14 protein-coding genes and 2 pseudogenes are annotated in these 17,912 nt (G+C 69.0%); 5 read left to right on the top strand and 11 right to left on the bottom strand.

Features of this window, described 5'->3' with window-relative positions; translation table 11 throughout:
* Positions 1-261 precede the first annotated feature (261 nt).
* A complete protein-coding gene (locus AOQ53_RS32265; protein WP_059422638.1) occupies positions 262-672 on the bottom strand; it encodes a PIN domain-containing protein in 411 nt (136 codons plus the stop codon).
* Complete coding sequence (locus AOQ53_RS32260; RefSeq protein WP_174523383.1) at positions 669-890, bottom strand: type II toxin-antitoxin system VapB family antitoxin; 222 nt, start codon at positions 888-890, stop codon at positions 669-671. Before AOQ53_RS32260 ends, AOQ53_RS32265 begins: the two co-directional genes overlap by 4 nt.
* Before the next feature lie 1,140 nt (positions 891-2,030).
* Here AOQ53_RS32260 and AOQ53_RS32255 point away from each other — a divergent pair.
* Both AOQ53_RS32255 and AOQ53_RS32250 read left to right on the top strand, forming a co-directional pair.
* Entirely contained in the window at positions 2,031-5,006 is a 2,976-nt protein-coding gene (locus AOQ53_RS32255; protein WP_059422636.1) for a GH59 galactosidase, read from the top strand.
* A 259-nt stretch (positions 5,007-5,265) separates the two neighbouring features.
* Positions 5,266-6,765 (top strand): alginate lyase family protein, encoded by a 1,500-nt coding sequence (locus AOQ53_RS32250; protein WP_236711896.1) that lies wholly within the window; start codon positions 5,266-5,268, stop codon positions 6,763-6,765.
* Positions 6,766-6,983: 218 nt separating this feature from the next.
* On the opposite strand, the gene AOQ53_RS44250 is transcribed toward AOQ53_RS32250, so the two are convergent.
* Positions 6,984-7,190: a hypothetical protein gene (locus AOQ53_RS44250; RefSeq protein ID WP_059422633.1), complete on the bottom strand. Its 207-nt coding sequence runs from the start codon at positions 7,188-7,190 to the stop codon at positions 6,984-6,986.
* A gap of 11 nt (positions 7,191-7,201) precedes the next feature.
* On the bottom strand, positions 7,202-7,933 hold the full coding sequence (locus AOQ53_RS32240; protein WP_059422631.1) for an FtsX-like permease family protein: 732 nt from the start codon (positions 7,931-7,933) through the stop codon (positions 7,202-7,204).
* On the opposite strand from AOQ53_RS32240, the gene AOQ53_RS32235 reads away from it, so the two are divergent.
* Together AOQ53_RS32235 and AOQ53_RS46845 are read left to right on the top strand one after the other, a co-directional pair.
* Positions 7,878-8,156: a response regulator transcription factor gene (locus AOQ53_RS32235; RefSeq protein ID WP_408055209.1), complete on the top strand. Its 279-nt coding sequence runs from the start codon at positions 7,878-7,880 to the stop codon at positions 8,154-8,156. The genes AOQ53_RS32240 and AOQ53_RS32235 overlap by 56 nt on opposite strands.
* Positions 8,157-8,202: 46 nt before the next feature.
* Positions 8,203-8,331 (top strand): annotated as a pseudogene (locus AOQ53_RS46845) (acyl-CoA desaturase); the annotation flags it as partial.
* Between the two features lie 33 nt (positions 8,332-8,364).
* Here the strand turns inward: AOQ53_RS46845 and AOQ53_RS32230 are convergent.
* From AOQ53_RS32230 to AOQ53_RS32200, 7 genes and pseudogenes are all read right to left on the bottom strand, one after another.
* Positions 8,365-9,249, bottom strand: coding sequence for an SgcJ/EcaC family oxidoreductase (locus tag AOQ53_RS32230; protein ID WP_059422630.1), 885 nt, complete (start codon positions 9,247-9,249; stop codon positions 8,365-8,367).
* Between the two features lie 5 nt (positions 9,250-9,254).
* Positions 9,255-9,845 carry a hypothetical protein gene (locus AOQ53_RS32225; protein ID WP_059422629.1) on the bottom strand — a complete coding sequence of 197 codons (591 nt, stop codon included), beginning with the start codon at positions 9,843-9,845 and terminating at the stop codon, positions 9,255-9,257.
* Between the two features lie 661 nt (positions 9,846-10,506).
* Positions 10,507-11,271 carry a DJ-1/PfpI family protein gene (locus AOQ53_RS32220; protein ID WP_078945605.1) on the bottom strand — a complete coding sequence of 255 codons (765 nt, stop codon included), beginning with the start codon at positions 11,269-11,271 and terminating at the stop codon, positions 10,507-10,509.
* Positions 11,156-12,271, bottom strand: a complete 1,116-nt coding sequence (locus tag AOQ53_RS32215) for a GlxA family transcriptional regulator (protein ID WP_148640402.1) — start codon at positions 12,269-12,271, stop codon at positions 11,156-11,158. The genes AOQ53_RS32220 and AOQ53_RS32215 overlap by 116 nt, the downstream gene beginning before the upstream one ends.
* Positions 12,272-12,312: 41 nt before the next feature.
* Positions 12,313-12,611, bottom strand: a pseudogene (locus AOQ53_RS43855) (IS110 family transposase); the annotation flags it as partial.
* 16 nt (positions 12,612-12,627) lie between these two features.
* The gene (locus AOQ53_RS32205; protein ID WP_236711895.1) at positions 12,628-15,552 is read right to left on the bottom strand and encodes a SpoIIE family protein phosphatase; all 2,925 of its coding nucleotides are present in this window, start codon (positions 15,550-15,552) and stop codon (positions 12,628-12,630) included.
* A 139-nt stretch (positions 15,553-15,691) separates the two neighbouring features.
* Positions 15,692-16,300 (bottom strand): TetR/AcrR family transcriptional regulator, encoded by a 609-nt coding sequence (locus AOQ53_RS32200; RefSeq protein WP_059422650.1) that lies wholly within the window; start codon positions 16,298-16,300, stop codon positions 15,692-15,694.
* Between the two features lie 103 nt (positions 16,301-16,403).
* On the opposite strand from AOQ53_RS32200, the gene AOQ53_RS32195 reads away from it, so the two are divergent.
* On the top strand, positions 16,404-17,801 hold the full coding sequence (locus AOQ53_RS32195) for an MFS transporter (RefSeq protein WP_078945604.1): 1,398 nt from the start codon (positions 16,404-16,406) through the stop codon (positions 17,799-17,801).
* Positions 17,802-17,912: the final 111 nt, after the last annotated feature.

Below are 17,912 nucleotides of genomic sequence, written 5' to 3'. Positions count from 1 at the left end.
CCTACCGGATCCGCCTCCCAGACGGACCCGATTCGGCAAGATTGATCCCGACATCACACAGACCCTAGGAGCGGACAGCCATGCCGACAGCGGCTTGATCCAGCCTCGTCGAAGCCGGCACAAGAGCGCGTATGACCAGGCCGGAGGCCGCATGATCGGCCGAGCGCACCGTGCAGGTGCAGCGCCACAACGGACCGATCAGGTCCCCGTACCGCCCCTCCCAACGGCGTAGGAGGCTACGTATTCCCAGGTCAAAGCGCCTCAAGCCACGTCGTGGATGTTGTGCTCGATCAGGTCGGACGCGTGCCGGGCAATAGCACGGTAGTCGGCATCGTCATGGAGGACAGCCAGACCGTGATGGGCCGCGGTGGCGGCGATGACGAGGTCCACCGCCGAGGCACTGCGATGCTCCCCAGCCTGGGCCATACGGTGTTGCACCGCACCGATCCAACGCCCGGCGTTCTTCGGCACCGACACGTCCGGGTAGAGATCAGTGAACATCTCCGTGATCTCGTCGTACTCGCGTCCGTTCCGGGCGTTGTGGAGGAACTCGGCGCGTTGCACGTAACAGGATGTGATGGCCCCGGCATCAACCGCGTCGTACCAGGCCGATTGCAGCTTTGGCTCGCGGAGCAGCCGGACCAGGCCGGACGTGTCGAGCAAGTAGATCACCGGCTGCGCTTCTCCGCTTGGTGCAAGCGCTCTGCATCCTCAACAGCACCCCACTCACGCGCACGTTCGAAGTGACGGCTGATGCGCGCCGCGCGCTCCTGCTGCTCGGCGTAGAAGTGCAGAGCGAGGTTCACCGCCTCCTTCTTGGTCCTGACCTTGGACAGAGCCATGGCGCGTGCCAGGGCGTCGTCATCGATGTCGATCTGGGTCACAGACATGCGACACCTTCCACAATGTTGGTGATGTACATAGAAGAATACATCACCAACATTCGCAGTCTACGTCTGCGTGCAGGATCCCGACGTCGCCCGCACGTATACCCCGGCTACTGGCAGCCCCCGCCCCCACCGCGTGCCCGCAAGAGCGGGCAACCACGGTCAACAGCGGTGCGATCCGTTCCCCGCACACCACCCCGGATGAAGGCATCTGCGCAGGTCAGACCTATAGGGGCCAGGCAAGCGCCATCGCTTCCCAAGGCTGAGAGCGCGAGTTCGAATCTCGTCACCCGCTCCATGCGCCGGCGGCGACGTCCCGCCGCCACTCCTCGTCCTTTGTAAAGCATGGGAGGAAATCCGCTGGAAAGCTCCTGAACCACCTCCTTCAAGGAGGAATGATCTTGACGTTCCGTCGTCTGCCTGGATTGCCGGTCCGGCCGTTCGTGGACGGCACGCCGGCAGACGGCATCCGCACAGCGGAACACCCGCGCGCCACCCCCGGGTGAATGGGGGGCGCAGCATCGCTGCGCCCCCACCGCCCTTGCCGCAACCCGCAACGGGCCGCGAGGAAGACCGACCGGGACTTCGAGTGCATCGCCGCCGTCGGCCGGAGCCGAGCAGGAGACGTGTGCACGCGCGACGGCGCTCCGTACTGGACATCCCCGTGGGCCAAGCCGGCTTCTCGTCACCCCTCCAGCGGGAACCCCCAGGTCATGGACTCGGGGGTTCTTTGTTGTCCAGAGACCATGAGCCTCCAGCGGACACCACCGGGGCACCGGCCTGATCGCCCCGCACCGCTGCGAACGCGGAGAGGCTGAATCCGCGGCCGGGCCGACTCCTTCCGTAGTGACGAAGTGCGAGGAGTACCGAGCCCCTGCCCGGCTGAACCTTGTACCCTTTGCGCGATTCAGACCTTTTCGCCCCACTCCCCCTGAGTGCGGCAGTGTCCCGCGACGGCCGCCTCGGCGTCCAAGCGTCTTCCAGCCGGTGAGGACGCCCAGGGGACCTCAATTGGCATGACGCGCACAGGGATTGACGTAGAAATCGCTTACCGCCTACGGTCCTTCCGGAATCGCGGACACCTTTCGGAATCTCGAACGTCTGGCGTCGGTACGCCCCACGAGAACAAGGAGTCGAAGCGAAATGGGCCCACAGCGAAGACTCGGCTGGATGTCGCTTGCCGCGGCAACCACCATTGCACTCGCGGCCGGAGTGATCACCGCCCCCGCCGCCCACACCGCGGACGATCCCGTGGAGGTCGTGGTCAACGGGGACGACGTTCGCGCCGACAACGTGAACGGTTTGACCTACAAGGGCCTCGGCGTGCTCAGCTGCAACAGCACGAGCAACCTGCTGATGGACTACAAGGCGGAGCATCCCGGCCGGTACTGGGAGCTCATCCGCGTGCTGTTCGGTGGGAAGAACCCCCTGATCAACCATGTCAAGGTCGAGATGGGTTCGGACACGAACACGTCGACCGGTTCCGACCCGGCGACCATGCGCACAGCGGACGAACTCGCCGACGCGTCGCGCTCCCCGGGTTTCCAGCTGGCAGCGGACGCCAAGACGGTCAACCCGAAGCTCAAGGTCTCGATTCTCCGCTGGGTCATGCCCCGATGGGTTCAGACCGAATGGAACAAGGGCACCGGCTCCGACGAGATGTACAAGTGGTACAAGGAGACGATCCTCGACGCGTACGAGAAATACGGGTACATGGTCGACTACGTGAACCCGGACACGAACGAGACGCATGATCCGGACGAGGCCTTCATCAAGTGGTACAAGAAGGCGATTCTGGCCGACACGGACTTCGCTGATCCCCGCTACGGCATCCCGGCGAAAAAGCGGGAGCAGGCCGAGAAGGCCTACCGCAGCATAAAGATCATCGCCGCCGACGAGAACACCACCCACAATTTCGGGCCGTCGATGCTCAGCGACGCGGAACTCTTCGGCATGGTCGACGCGGTCGGCTACCACTACAACACCGATGACCGGCACGACGGGCCCGCCGGCAGCGACACCCATCTGCCGTACACCAGGCTGGCGACCGGTGAGAACAAGTACAACGAGGACAAGGAAGTCTGGTACAGCGAGGGAGTCGGCTCCTTCGGCTACACCGACTACCGCGTCAACAACACCGAGGGTCCGAACGGAACGAGCACCGGTATCGGCGGCGTCCAGAGCGCCCTCGATCTCGCGAACCGCTCCGTCAAGGGCTACGCCAACTCGAAGCGGACGCACTACGTCTTCCAGCCGGCGATCGGCTCCTTCTACGAAGGCGCGCAGTACAGCCACAAGGAACTCGTCAGCGCGCGTGACCCGTGGTCGGGCCACCTCCACTACGACGCGGCCTTCTATGTGATGCAGCACTTCACCCAGTTCGCCAAGACCGGCTGGGAGAACGACACGAACACGGCGGGCATCTGGCGCACCGTGCCGGAGGCCAGTTACAGCGGGGTGAGCGGCACCGAGAACCTCGACGGCTCGAACGGGGCCCCGAGTTACATGACGCTCGCGGACCCCCGTAAGAAGGACTTCTCCACGATCGTCGTCAACGACAGCGACCAGCCCAAGACCTACCGGATCAAAGCCGAGAACATGCGACTCGGTTCCGACCCGACCATGGAGATCTGGGAAACCCGCGCACCGGACGCGGGCCGGCCCTACGACGCGAACTTCAAGCACCTCGTCGACGAGATCCGGCCCGGCGGCGCCGGGTACTACACCTATACGGTCAAGCCGAGGTCGATCGTGACCTTGACGACGCTCGACAAGAGCCACGACAGGGCGACGAAGCAACGCCTGCCCGAGTCGTGGGACCGCACAGTGCTGGACACCGACGCGACCGGCAAGAAGCACAACACCCGCGACAAGGTCCTGTACGCCGACGACTTCGGGTACGAGGAGGAGGGCAGGGTCCAGGTCGGCACCGGCAACGGCGCGCACAAGACGTCCCAGCCCTACCTGAGGTCGCGCGGCAACCAGCCTCGCTACATGGTCGACCAGACCGGCGCCTGGGAAGTCGGTGAGGACGCGAACGGCGACAACGTCCTGTACCAGTACATGGACCAGTCCATGAAGGACACCGGCGCCTGGAACCGCCACACCCCGAACACGACGGTCGGCGACTTCCGCTGGGAGAACTACCGGGCCACGGTCGACGTCTCGTTCCCTGACCCGGCCGGCGGACTCGCCTCCCTGGGCGTCCGTCAGCAGAAGGGCATGGCGATCAGCGACGCCGCCTACAACGTGCGCATCGCACCGACCGGCGCCTGGACGTTCTACGAATACGGCACGGCCGTCAAGTCGGGAACGGTCGCGGCCTCCGACGGCTACCGCCTCGCCATCGAGGCGAAGGGCGCGACGATCACGACGTACATCGACGGCAAGGCCGTCTCCACGTACCAGGACCCGACTCCGCAGACCGAAGGACGCGTCAAGCTCGGAAGCGACTTCCACAAGACGGCGTTCGACAACCTGAAGGTCGAGAAGATCGCCGGGTACACGCCCTACGCCCGCGCACAGCTCGACAACATGGACAGCTCGGTCGCCTACGCCGGCACGTGGAGCCGGAAAGCCTCCCTCGGCGACGCGATGGACTGGTACCGGTCGACGTCGACCGGCACGACCGCCGGTTCGTCGTTCACCGTCCCGTTCACCGGCACGGGCATCGACGTCATCGGCGGCAACGACGGCACCGCCGTCCTCGACGTCTACGTCGACGGAAGGCTGATCGCACGGGACGCGAAGACGGCCGCGACCGGCAAGCGCCTCGCGACGTACGCGCTCCGCGGTCTGCCCGACGGCGCGCACACGGCGAGGTTCGTCCTCAAGTCCGGAAAGATCGTTCTCGACGCGTTCAACGCCATCTCCGGGGACGTGGACCGCACTGTGGACACGACACCGATCCGGGACGCCCTGGAGAAGATCGGACGTCCGGAGCAGGCGGACTACACGGCCGACTCCTGGGCCCTGTTCGCCTCCGCGTCGTCGGCGGCGAAGGCTGCCGCGTCGGGACGGCAGAAGGGCCTTGACGCCATCGGCGTCGAGCAGATCACGGACCGGCTCGAAGAGGCTCACGACCGGCTGGTGCGCAAGGACGGCACCGCCGCCCAGTAGGTGCCCTGGGGCCTGCGGGCCAGTAGGTGCCTGGGCCCGCGGGCCCCGCGCGTTCGCCATAAATGATCAAGGGGCCGTATCGGATTCCTCCGATACGGCCCCTTGTACGGGGGCGAGTCACCGTCCGCAGGGCTCGGCGAACCGCGCCCGCGCATACGACAGTGCTCGCCCACCGGGCCGCCGGACAGTTTTTTGTTATGCACCGGTGCGGCGTGCGTCTCCTTGGTACAGGTCCGGAGAAGAACCAGGAGACAGTTCGATGGAGCAGGCCACCACCGACCGTTCGCTCAGCCGTCGCGGGATGCTGAAGCTCGCCGGTGCGGCCGGTGCCGGCGCCGGTGCGATCGGGGCGGCCACGGGGACCGCGTCAGCCGTGCCGACGGCCCCGAAGGGCGGGTTCGCCCACCCGGCGCTGCTGCACACGCAGGCCGACTTCGACCGGATGGCCGAGAAGGTCAAGGCGGGTGCGCAGCCCTGGACGGACGGCTGGAAGCGGCTGCTGAGCAGCCGGGACTCGGCGACCGACTACCGGCCACGGCCCGTCGCGACCGTCATCCGCGGTGGCGAGGACGCGAACGTCCACCTGCTCTTCCGGGACACCGCCGCGGCCTACCAGAACGCCCTGCGCTGGAAGATCAGCGGGGACGCCCGGCACGCGGACAAGGCGCGGGACATCCTCAACGCCTGGTCGGCCACCCTCAAGGAGCTCGGCGGGAACGCCGACCGGTACCTGATGGCGGGCATCCAGGGGTATCAGCTGGCCAACGCCGGCGAGATCATGCGCGACTACGACGGATTCGACCTCGGCCGGTTCCAGTCCATGCTGGTCGACATCTTCTACCCGATGAACGACCGCTTCCTGGTCAACCACAACGACGCCGTCCCCAGCAACTACCGGGCCAACTGGGAACTGTGCACCCTGGCGTCCATCATCGCCATCGGCGGGCTCACCGAGGACCAGGCCAAGATCGACCGGGCGGTGGAGTACTTCAAGAACGGCGACGGCAACGGCTGTGTCAAACGGGCCATCCCCGTCCTCCACGAGGAGGCGGACGGCGTCGTCCTCGGGCAGTGGGAGGAGAGCGGCCGGGACCAGGAGCACACCATGGCCGGTGTCGGCTGGATGGGCGCGCTCTGCGAGATGGCATGGAACCTGGGCGAGGATCTGTACGGGTACGACGACAACCGGTTCATGAAGGGCGCTGAGTACGTCGCCCGCTACAACCTCGGCAAGGACGTTCCCTACACCTCGTACTCACGCCGCATGGGCCGGCGCCTACCGGGCCAGGCCGGAGTCGTGCACACCGAACCGGAGATCAGCGAGCAGGGCCGGGGCAGCACCCGTCCCATCTGGGCCCTGATCCACAACCACTACGCGGTGCGCCGGGGGCTGGACGTACCGAACATCACGGCATACAAGGACAAGCTCACGCCCGAGGACGGCGGCGGGCTGCGCGGCGGGGCCGGCTGGAGTTACGACCACCTCGGCTACGGCACGCTGACCTACACCCGGGACCCGGAGGACGTCGGCGCGTCCGCGCCGGGTGCCGCACGCGAAACCAGGACGGCGGACGACGCCTCGGGCCGCGCGGCAGGCGGCGGGACGCGCCCGCAGGGCGGTGCCCCCCACGATCTGGCCGCCACCGGGGCGGGCGGCGTCCTGGCCTGGTCGGCCGCCGGGGCCTCGGCCCTCCTCGGGGGTCTGCTCCTGCTCCGCCGTCGCGGGCGCGGAGCGAACACGCCCGGGTCCGACGCGTGATCCGCGGCGCCTGAGCGAGGCGGTGCGAACGGGGCGGCTGCCGGATCCGCACGAGCGAGTCAGGCCGGACTCGCGCCTGAGCTGCTGGTTGAGGCAGTCGCTCAAATCCGTCGAGAAGTCGCGACAGGCGAGCCAAGCCCGGATGCCTGGCGCGGCCGTACGCCGGCTCCGTGTGCCGCGGGGGCTGGGCCCGGCCGTCGGGCTCAGCCCCGCAGCGCTCACTCTCCCCGTGCCCCCGCCTGCCGGGTGACCGCCCGCAGCAGGGGACGGCTCAGCCCGCCGGCCGCCAGAATTCCGCCGACCCCGGCGGCGCAGCACGCCGCGAGAACGATCAGGCCGCGTGCGTCGAACGACGAGTCGCCGCCGGCCAGCGTCAGCGATCCCCCGCACAGCAGCCCCGTCGCGGCGGCCCCGCCCGCCAGCACCGTGAGCGGGATCAGCGTCTCCCGGTTCCGGGCGGCGTCCAGGACCCGCAGTGGGGTCCCGGCCAGGTACAGCAGGCCGTAGGTGCGGCGGCGGTCCAGGACGGCGGCGGCCGCGGTGATCCCGGCCGAGGTGATGGCGACATGAACGTCACCACGAGCACCACCCGGGTGATGGTGGTGAAGTCCCGGGTGAACCGTGCCTCGGACCAGTTCACGTCGGTGGTGGTGACCGGGTACTGGTCGGGTGTCAGGCCGGTGAGCGCGGTACGGGCACGGTCCAGCTCGGCCGGGCCGCCGGACACGGTGGCGGTGACCTGGCGGCTGTCGTAGGGGCCCTCGGCCACGAAGCCGTCGTCCACGCCGACCACCGCGGCGGCCACGAAGACGACCGCTCGCACGGCGCTCGCTCCCCGGCTGCGCGACCGGCGTGCCACGTCCAGCGGGCCGACGACCACCTGACGGAGTCCGGCGAGCGCGCTGACCACGACCAGAGTGACCACCCCGGCCGTCAACGCCAGCAGCAGCGGCGCGCCGATCCACAGGTCGGCCGTGTACCAGGCGCCGCCCGCGAGCGGCAGACTCGCTGCTACCGGAAGCAGCACCGCGTACCCCACGGCACCGAGCAGCGCCCCGGCCGCCCCGGTCAGCAGCGCCTCGGCGGCCGTCAGCCCGGCGATACGGCCCGGCGTGGCGCCGATCAGGCGCAGTGCGGCGAGCCGCTGGTCGCGGCGGGAGTCCTCCACGCGGCCCGAGCCGGATGCCGCCTGCCCGCTGACCGAACGGGAACTGGACGTGGCCCGGCTCGTCGCGGTGGGCCGGACCAACCAGGAGATCTGCGACCGGCTGGTGGTGTCGCTGTCCACCGTCAAGACGCACCTGGCCAAGATCCAGCAGAAGATCGACGCCCGCAACCGGGTCGAGATCGCCGCCTGGGCATGGGAGCGCGGCATGGTCCGGGAGCGATAGGGGCGGCTGCACAGCCGCTGCTCCGGAGCTGTTGTGCGGCGCATGCCCATCCCTGACGGGCGACGACCGCCCAGACTTCCTCCGCCGCCAAGTGCTCACCTCACGCAACGTGCGCGGCGGCCGGTTCACCGACATCGCGCTGGGCGGGCTGAACCACCAGATCGAGCATCGTGTTGTCGCGCGGCCCTGCGGAGTGTCTGGCCGGAGTTCAGGACCCGGTGGAGTCGGACGGCGGGCGCGGGCCGCCGAAGCCGTGTTCCGAGAGGTCGAACCAGTTGCCCTCCGGGTCCATGGCCCGGTACTCGGCGAAGGGGCGGTTGGTGAAGCGTTCGGCCGGTTTCGGAGTGCCGGCCGCCACCAGGGCCTCGGTGGTGGCGGCCGTGTCCTCGATGTGGAACCCGAAGTGGTTGAAGCCGACCGGGGTCTCACCGTCGAGCTGATGCTTGATCAGGGCGAGGGAGAGATAGCCGTCGGAGAGGAAGCAACTGCCGTCCGGATCGCGGTGGAAGAGTTCCATCGCGAAGACCGAGGAGTAGAACTCGGCCAGCTTCTCCGGGTCGCGGGCCACGATGGCCAAGTGGCGGAGTTTGGGCCGGGCGGCGGTGGGTTCGACCACGGTGGAACCCTTCGGGTCGGGGGCCTGCTGCGCCGGGCGGGGCGCGGGGATCATGTTGTGGAACGCGCTGATCAACCAGTGGCCCTCCGCTGTCCGTTCCACGACGGCCAACGCGTGCGTGGTGGTCAGCGGCTGCCCGTCCGGGGCGGTAATGGTCGACTCCGCCTCCACCGTGGCCAGGTCGGGGCGGAGGAATCGGACGGCCACGACGCGTGCGTCGAGGACGGTTCCCGCGTACGGCCCGTGGAAGAGGGCGTCGTGCCCGGCCGCGATGCCGGCCCGGCCGTGTGGCTTGTCGCCTCGTACGGTCGTGAAGTCGCAGTCCTCCGCGAAACTCGTGGCGAAGAGCGCGGCGTCACCTGCCGCCCAGCCGCGGGCCATCTCGGCCCACAGCGCGCGGATCATCCGGGCGTCGTCACGGGTGCCGTCCTCGGTGCCGTCCTGGGCGGGTGCGTTCGTTCCTTCGGGCTGCTGCATTGTTCTCACGCCTTCATCAGTGAACTCGTACGGATACGCAGGTCGACCTCGGGGCACTCGGCGCCCTGGGAGCCTTCGGCGGGATGCTGGGGAGGCGGGGCCCAGGCGCCCAGGGCGTGGTAGAACTCGCCGTCCCGGCGCTCCAGGTAGCAGATGATGTTGAGGGGCCAGCCGGTCCGGCCGAAGAGATGACGGTCCATGGGAGTCGGGCGCTCGCTGAGCGTCTGGCCCCGTTCCGACGGCGGGCCCAGACGGTGCCAGTCCGGGTGCATGTGGATGGAGCCGAGCAGGTCCATCCCCACAGCCTCGGCCTCTCGGGACGCCCGGAGGAGGTCGTGGGAGTCCATCCACCAGCCGCGGTGCTCGTTTTCGTAGGCCGGCCCGAACTTCGGCACGATCGTCTCGCGGAACTCCCGTAGAGCCGCCGGATCACTGGTGCGGGCATTACGGCCGAAGGCGACACGCCGCACGTGGTACGTCGTCGCCTCCGCGCTGCCGAGCAAGAGCGCGAAACAGGGTAACGGGGCCTCGGGGGTGATGAGTTGGTACTCAGCGGCAGCCACGGCGAGGAAGTCCGCGAGTGCCTCGTCGTCCATCAGGACGGTGGGAGGAGGGGGGATGGTACGACCGGTTGCCGAACAGCCGGCCGAGCTGCATCCGGCGTCCGGCGAACCGGACCCGGATGCGTTCGTCACAGCGGACATGGGGTGGTCTCCGTCGAAATGGGGGGTGGGGAGGCCGTTGGAGCGGAGTGTCCGGAGACGTTACTTGAGCGTTCACACTCACAGGCCGACTGCCGTGAACTGTGGGGATTTCCCTACGGCTTGATAGGAACTTGCGGCCGGACGGTTCGCGACATCGAGGGGGATGAGCGTCAAACGCGCGACGGGGTGCCATGGGCGGCAGGTGATTCACATCGACCTTGCTCGCGTCGCCTCGGCACTGCCGGTCAGCCTGGCGTCGAGATCCTGTCCGGCATGGGGCAGGAAGGCGCTGTTGTGTCTGATCGGCGATTCCGACACCGGCAGGGCTGCGCACTCACAAGCGCGCCCGACCTGGACATCCGAGCCGGCCGGCCGAGCGCAGAGCCCGCTCACACTCGCTTCCGCCCACCGCGCTTCGAAGCCGTGCCACAGCGTGCCCGTGCGAGCGGACGACCACGGTCAACAGCGGTGCGAACAGGCCCTCCCGCCGACACCGACGCCGCGCCTCCGTGATCGTTGGGTCCGCCGTTGATCAGGCACTTCCAAGGTCAAGCTAGACCTGCGATGCGGCGAGCAGTTGAAGGGCATGCTCCTTCAGTCGGGCGTCGGCGTCTGCGGCGTTTCCGGAGTCGAAGGGTGGGTGGGGGTCGTATTCGATGGCGAGTTGGATCGCTCTCGCCGTGTCTTCTCCCGCCATCAGGGACGCGAGGTGAAGAGCCATGTCCACTCCCGCCGAGACACCGGCCGCAGTGATGACCTTTCCGGAGCGTACGTAGCGCTGTGGCAGGTAGGTCACGTCGAAGGTGGACTGCAGGTAGTCGGCGGAGGCCCAGTAGGTCGTCGCCTGCCGTCCCTTCAGAAGCCCTGCCGCGGCGAGGATGATGCTCCCGGTGCACACGGATGTCGTCCACCGACTGTGCCGATGGATCTCACGGATCCAGCTCAGGAGCGGCTCGTTGTTCATCGCCCCGATGGTGCCGCGGTTGCCTCCACCCGGGATGAGCAGGACATCGAGACGGTCGACCTCGGCGATCGACCGTTCCGCGACCATGGCCACGTCTCCGGTGTCCGTGCGAACCGCCCCGCGCTTTTCGGCGATCATGGTTACGGTCGCGTCCGGCAACCGGGACAGGACCTCGGCCGGGCCGGTGGGGTCCAGCAGTGTGTAGCCGTCGTACAGCAGGATGCCGATGTCCGGTCCCTTACCGGAGCGCGGGACTGCGTGGGCCGCTCCAGTTCGGGCCGTCGCTGTCGCTGCGAGCACGGTGGCGGCCATGGTCCCGCGAAGTACGTTTCTGCGTGTCGTCGGATGTCTCATGCCCCAAAGTCTTCTTCCTCGGCGCTGAGCGTGTGGTGGGCATGTCCGGCATCCTGCGAATCCTGTCCCCGGTGACCCCGTAGTGGTCCAAGAACGCCTGGCGGAGCGTCTCCGCCGACCCGAACCCACAGCGGCGAGCGATCGCGGCGAGGGACAGCCCACTGGATCTCGCCAGGTGTGCCGCCGCTTCGGTGCGCGCTGCGCGTACGGCCCGGGCCGGAGTCGTGCCCAGATGCGCGGTGAACAGGCGGGTCAGGTGCCGCGAGCTGATGCCTGCGCGCGCCGCCAGGGCTGCCGGGCTGAGGTCCTCGGCCAGATGGCCGCAGATGTAACCGGTCAGGTCTCGCACCAGCCGGTCCTCGGGCGGTGGAGCGGCGAGGAACATGGATATCTGTGCCTGGTCGGCCGACCGGTGCAGATGAGTGACCAGTTCCCGGGCGACGGCGCGGGCCAGTGTCGGCCCGTGGTCGTCCTCGATCAGCGACAGCGTCAGATCGAGTGCGCTGGTGACCCCAGCGGAGGTGTACACATTTCCATCGCGTATGCAGAGAGGACCCACGTCCACGGCCACGGCGGGGTGGCGCCGTGCGAGCCGTTCCCCCCATCCCCAGTGGGTTGTCACCCGCCTGTGGTCCAGCAGACCGGCTGCGGCCAGCACGTAGGCGCCGGTACATACGGAGGCCACGCGTCGGCTGCGGCCGGCCAGCCTGCGCACCTGACCCAGTAGGCGTTCGTCCGTCGCCGCGTCTTCGCAGCCGATGCCGCCCACCACCATCAGCGTGTCCAGACGTCCCGTCACCGCTTCCAGCCCCTGCCCTGCTCTCACCACGAGCCCCGACGAGCTGTGAGCGGCCTGGCGACCGAGGGTTCCCAGCTCGATGGCATAGGGCGGCGTCGCGCCGTACCGGTTGGCGATGTCGAAAGCGCCACTGGGACAAGCGATGTCGAGGATCTGCGCACCGTCGTAGGCGACGATGAGAACACGCCGCTGGTTGTCCATGCCCTGATACCACCACACCTCGCGACACCGCCGCTCATCGTTCCCGGGTAGAGGCCGGCGATCCGCCGCATCGTCAGGTCCGGCAGGTAGGCGACCGGGCAGCCAATGTCCCGGGCGACTGCCGGCGGCAGGGACCCGATGGAGGCCGCTGGTCGACCACGACCAGCAGCGTCCCGTGCTTGGCCTGGAGTTTCGCGAACAGCTCGCGGAGCTTGGGCTCGGTGTTGGGCAGGCGCTTTTCGAAGGCCTTCTTCCCGACCGGTGTGACGGCGGTGGCGTGGTGTTCGCCCTTGCCGACGTCCAGGCCGGGGAAGGCGTCGATGTCGCCGGTGTCGACCACGTGCGTCGCCGACTGACTACGGCAGGAGTTGCTCGGTCCAGATGCATTTGCCGTGGGAGGTGTAGCGGGTCCCCCAGCGTTGTGAGAGTGCGGCGATCAGCTGGAGGCCGCGGCCACCTTCGTCGGTCTCACGTGCGCGGCGAATGTGAGGGGTGGTCAGGCTGCCGTCGGTGACCTCGCAGATGAGCGAGCGGCTGCGGATGAGGCGCAGCCGGGCGGGGCCTCTCGCGTGACGGATGACGTTGCCGACGAGCTCACTGGCTATCAGCTCCGTGGTCCACATGAGGTCGTCCAGCTGCCAGTCGGTGAGCTGATGTCGTATGTGATCGCGGGCTTGGCCTGCGGCGACCGGATCCTCGGGAAGCTCCCAGCACGCCACGTCCCCAGCGGCGAGAGCGTGCGTGCGGGCCACGAGCACCGCGGTGTCGTCGCTGGTCTGCTCCTTGGCCGGGAGGAGAGCGGAGGTGAGCGCGGTGCACAGCTGGTCGAGATGCCGGGCATCGGCATCGCGGTCGGCGATCGTGGCGCCCGGATCGCGCCCGTCGGGCATCTGGGCGTTGGCGAGCGTGTCGGCCAGGCTGGCCATGCCGCTGTCGATGTCGCGGAACGCGGACTCGACCAGGCCGTCGGTGTAGAGCACGAGCAGGCTGCCTTCGGGCACCGTCAGCTCCACCGTCTCGAAGGGCGGCGTGGCCGCGCCGAGCGGTGGGTTCTGAGGCAGCTGCGGGAAGTGGACGGTGCCGTCGGGCTGGACGAGGGCAGGTGGGGGGTGCCCGGCCCGGGCGATGGTACAAACCTGGTCGGTGGGGTCGTAGACCGCGTACAAGCAGGTGGCGTAGAAGTCGTCGCCGAGGTCGCTGACCAGGTCATTGAGGCGGGAGAGCAGCTCGTCGGGGGGCAGTTCGAGTCCCACGAGTGTGTGGACCGCGGTGCGCAGGCGCCCCATGGTGGCGGCTTCGGACAGACCGTGGCCCATGACGTCTCCGATGACGAGCGCGACTCGCTCGGCGGACAGGGGGATGACGTCGTACCAGTCGCCGCCGACCTCCAGACCCTCGGTGGCCGGCAGGTAGCGGGCCGCGGTGGTGACGGCCGGCAGGGAGGGCAGAACCAGCGGGAGCAGACCGCGCTGCAACTCCTGCGAGCGGGTGTGCTCGGCGTCGTACAGGCGGGCGCGTTCCAGTGCTTGGGCGACCAGCCCGCTGAGCGCGGTCAGCAGGGCCTGGTCCTCCTCGCTGAACCGACGCGACCGTGAGAAGGAGATGACCAGGCAACCGATGGGACCACCGGAGACGATCAAGGGCGCGTACGCCCAGGCATGCTTCCCACCCGTGAACGCGAGGTCGGCGACCTCCGGGTAGCGCTCGCGGAACTCCCGCCTGGAGACGAGGTACTGCGGGGCGCGGTGGTGGACGGCGTCGGTGAACGGGCTGTGATCGGACAGGCTGATCGTGTCGGGAATGTTGTTCAGAAACTCCTGGGAGTACCCGGCGCTTCCTGCAACCCGGAGGCTCTCGCCGTCCACGAGCTGCACCAAGAGGCCGGTGGCACCGAAGAGGGGCAGGACACGCTCTGCGACGGTCTCCACGACGTCGCTCACAGCGACCGCCTCAGCCAGCGCCTCATTGAGGCGCCCGATGTACGTGGTGCGCTCGGCGGCTGCGCGCTGTGCTGCCTCGCGCTGCTCGTCCGCCAGCCGCTTCTCGGTCACGTCGGTGAGGTAAACCGTCACACCGTCCGGCGCCGGGACCAGACGTAGGTGGTACCAACGCCGGCTTGTCGGCCACTGGACATCGAAGCCGGTCGGAGCGCCCGCGGCGGCCACCTGCCGGCAGCGGTCCTCAAGATCGGGCACTTCGACACCGGGAACGTCCCAAAGTACGCGGCCGAACAGTTGCTGCGAAGGGCCGAGGAGGCGCTCGGCGTGGAGGTTGACGAACTCGATCCGCCAGTCGGCATCCACCGTGAGGAAACCGTCGCTCATGTGCAGCAGGGAATGGGCGACCGAATCCAGCGCCGTCCGCTTCTGGGTCGTGTCCCACACCGTGCCCACGAAGCGAGCCGGCTCGCCGTCCTCGCCGAGGACGACCTGGGCGTGGGCCTCCACCCAGACGACAGTGCCGTCCGGCCGGCACAGCCGGTACTCCGCCGCGTACTCGCTGCGCTGTCGGACGGCCTGCTCGACCGCGGCCACGACGCGCGGCAGGTCGTCCGGGTGGACGAGCCCCACAACGGTGTCGACCCGTCCGTCGAAGGTCTCCGGGTCGATGCCGAGTATGGCCAGCGTCGCCTCGTCGTAGACCACGTCGCCGGTGCGGAGGTTCTGGTCCCAGCTGCCGACGCGGACCGCCTCGCGCGCGTGCTGGAGCCGGGACCCGGCCAGATGTTCCGCGTTCCACCAGGCGGGGCCGAGGCTGCCTGTGGAGGGAGCGGGATGTGCCAGACGCTCGCACACCCACCGTGCGAGCGTCTCGAGGAAAGCCCGCTGCGCGACCGAGGGAACGCCACACACGGTCACGACCGAGAGCACTCCGAGCGAGCTGCCCTCCGCGGCGAGCAGCGGGACAGCCACGATCCCGGTGCCGGCAGAAGGGGCGAGGGCCTGCGTGTCGGTCGTGGGCAGCCACACGAGCAAGCCGTCCCGCAGGGCCCGGACCGGCGCGGTCTCGTCCTGCCAGCCGAGGGACTCCCACTCCTGGGCGAATTCTCGGGGCAGTCCGCCCGTCACCGCCAGGTGCAACGGCCGGCTGTCACCGGGTATGCGCAGGTGCACCATGCCACCCAGCCCGCCGAGATCGGCCACCGCGTGATGCAGCGCGAGCTGCAGCGCCTCTGCCTGGGTCTGCCCGTCGCCCATGTTCCTGAGTACGCGCATCCGGGCGGCTTCCGGCGCCTCCGCCGCTGTCGGCGGAGCCTGACCGAGCTGTTCGTTTGTGGCCATATGGATCACACTCACCGTCCCGCTGGGCGGGACGCAATTTACACTACTACCCATTCATACGAGCCGAATAAGGGCTATGCCCGTATCATTCCACCCCCCAGCGATCTCCTGCACTGCATCCCTCTCGCAGCCGTCGCCGTCACGCTGCACCGCCGGGTTCCGGCACCGGCTTCCCCGGCGGCGTGAAGGCGGCGAGCACCGTGGCCGTGATGTGGTCGGCGGCGCGGTCGGAGGTGAGACGGCCGGCGCGGATCTCCTCTGCGGCGCTGTGCATGATCGTGTGCAGGACATTGACCAGCCACGCGATCGGCAGATCCGTACGGAAGACGCCCTCGGCGCGGCCTCGGGCGACCAGTGTCTCGACCCGGGCGACGGGTCCACTGTGCAGTTCGCGGATGCGTCCTGCGGAGAGTTCCTTCTGAGCGGCGACGAGCAGTGCCCGCGCCTGATCCACCAGATGCCAGCCGGCCTCGACATAGCGCGCCAGGGCGAGCAGGGGATCACCGGTCAGATCGACCGCGTCCAGTGCCTCGTTGCCCCGGTCGATGGCACGGCTCATCGCCGCGTCGACCACCTCGGCCCGGGAGGTGAAGTGCGCGTACAGCGTCACCCTGCCCACCCCCGCGGCGCGCGCGATCTCGCTCAGGCTCGCGTCCGGGTTCCGCCCGAGACATTCGGCCGCTGCCTGCTCGATCGCCTCGATGCTCCGCAGGGCGTCGGCGCGTCTGGTGGTGCTCTTACTGCCCATGCCCTCACAGTACTCCAGCAAGTTGAACAATCCTGTTTGGGTTGTATCCCTGCGGCGTATAACCTGAACACGCCTGTACGGGTTTGCTATGAGGGGGAGCGTCATGAGTGACACGGAAACCACCACCACACACGCACCGGGTCCACCGCATCCGCTGCGCTGGCCGGCCCTGGGCCTGCTGGGGCTGGCCCAGCTGATGCTGATCCTCGACATCACCGTGGTCGCGATCGCGCTCCCCCACATGGGTGCCGAACTGGACCTGAGCCGTGCCGCACTGACGTGGGTGGTCAGCGGCTACGCCCTCGCCTTCGGAAGTTTGATGCTGCTCGGTGGCCGGGCTGCGGACCTGTTCGGGGCCAGGCGGGTCGTCCTGACCGGACTCGCCGTGTTCACCGCCGCCTCTCTGGCCGCCGGGCTCGCCACCGGCGCCCCGCTGCTGCTCGCCGCCCGGATCGCCCAGGGGGCGGGCGCCGCGATGCTCTCGCCCGCGGCCCTGTCCGTGGTGGTGCGGCTGTTCGACGGCGACGAGCGCAACCGCGCGCTGGGTATCTGGTCGGCGCTCGGCGGCGGGGGTGCCGCTCTCGGTGTGCTGCTGGGCGGGGTGATCACGGCAGGCCCGGGCTGGTCCTGGGTCTTCTTCGTCAACGTCCCCGTCGGCCTGGTCGTCCTCGTCTCGCTGGCCCGGATACTGCCGCGCCTGCCCCGCGTGGCAACCGGCTCCCTCGATGTGCCCGGGGCCGCCCTGGTCGCCGCGGCGACCGGTGCCCTCATCTACGCCCTGATCCGTGCCGGCGACCACGGCTGGTTCGACGCCGTCACCGTCGTTCTGGTCGTCGTCTCGGCAGCCGCCTACGCCGCCTTCGCTGCTTGGCAACGCCGGGCGACGGCACCGCTGATGGACCTTCGCCTGCTGTGCCGGCGCCCGGTGGTGGCGGGCACCTTCCTGATCACCGTCACCACTGCGTTGATGGTGGGGGCCTTCTTCCTCGGCTCCTTCTACCTCCAGAACCATCAGGGCCGAGGTGCCCTGATGACCGGCGTGCTGTTCCTGCCGGTGGCGCTGGCGACCATGGCCGCCGCCACCGCTGCCGGACGTGTGATCGGCCGTCTGGGAGCACGGGTGCTGGCTGCGGCCGCCCTGGCCGTCGCAGCCGCCGGATTCCTCGTACCGGTGCTCCGGTCCGGAACCACCGCCATGGTCACCGGTGTGAGCATCGCCTCGGCGGGACTGGGCGCCCTGTTCGTCGTCGCCTCGGCCACCGCGCTCAGCAGCGTCGCCCACCACGAGGCCGGCGTGGCCTCCGGAATCGTCAGCACCTTCCACGAGTTCGGCGCCTCGGTCGGCGCTGCGGCCGTCTCCAGCGCCGCAGCCACGAGCATCGCCGCCCACGCCGGCGCCCACGCCGCCTCCGGCTTCGACGACGCGTTCCTCGTAGCCACGGGCTTGGCCGCGCTCTCCGCCGTCATCACCCCGTGGCTGGTTCCGTCCAAGAACGAGTAGGCCGAAGCCGACGGCCTTCCAGGCAGCAGATGCGGTTGCGCCAGCACTTCAGAAGCGCTGCGCCGCCGAGGGCCAAATGCCGCCGCGCACTGCTCTGAACCGTGCGCCGCG

The organism is Streptomyces azureus (assembly GCF_001270025.1).
GTDB lineage: Bacteria > Actinomycetota > Actinomycetes > Streptomycetales > Streptomycetaceae > Streptomyces > Streptomyces azureus.
Note: the sequence above shows the minus strand (reverse complement) of the source record. Positions and strands in the feature narration are given on the sequence as shown.

Coding starts and splice junctions, on each gene's coding strand:
- AOQ53_RS32260 (WP_174523383.1), bottom strand. CDS start 890: ATGTCTGTGACCCAGATCGACATCGATGACGACGCCCTGGCACGCGCC.
- AOQ53_RS32205 (WP_236711895.1), bottom strand. CDS start 15,552: ATGGCCACAAACGAACAGCTCGGTCAGGCTCCGCCGACAGCGGCGGAG.
- AOQ53_RS32200 (WP_059422650.1), bottom strand. CDS start 16,300: ATGGGCAGTAAGAGCACCACCAGACGCGCCGACGCCCTGCGGAGCATC.
- AOQ53_RS32255 (WP_059422636.1), top strand. CDS start 2,031: ATGGGCCCACAGCGAAGACTCGGCTGGATGTCGCTTGCCGCGGCAACC.
- AOQ53_RS32250 (WP_236711896.1), top strand. CDS start 5,266: ATGGAGCAGGCCACCACCGACCGTTCGCTCAGCCGTCGCGGGATGCTG.
- AOQ53_RS32215 (WP_148640402.1), bottom strand. CDS start 12,271: ATGGACAACCAGCGGCGTGTTCTCATCGTCGCCTACGACGGTGCGCAG.
- AOQ53_RS32220 (WP_078945605.1), bottom strand. CDS start 11,271: ATGAGACATCCGACGACACGCAGAAACGTACTTCGCGGGACCATGGCC.
- AOQ53_RS32225 (WP_059422629.1), bottom strand. CDS start 9,845: ATGGACGACGAGGCACTCGCGGACTTCCTCGCCGTGGCTGCCGCTGAG.
- AOQ53_RS32195 (WP_078945604.1), top strand. CDS start 16,404: ATGAGTGACACGGAAACCACCACCACACACGCACCGGGTCCACCGCAT.
- AOQ53_RS32230 (WP_059422630.1), bottom strand. CDS start 9,249: ATGCAGCAGCCCGAAGGAACGAACGCACCCGCCCAGGACGGCACCGAG.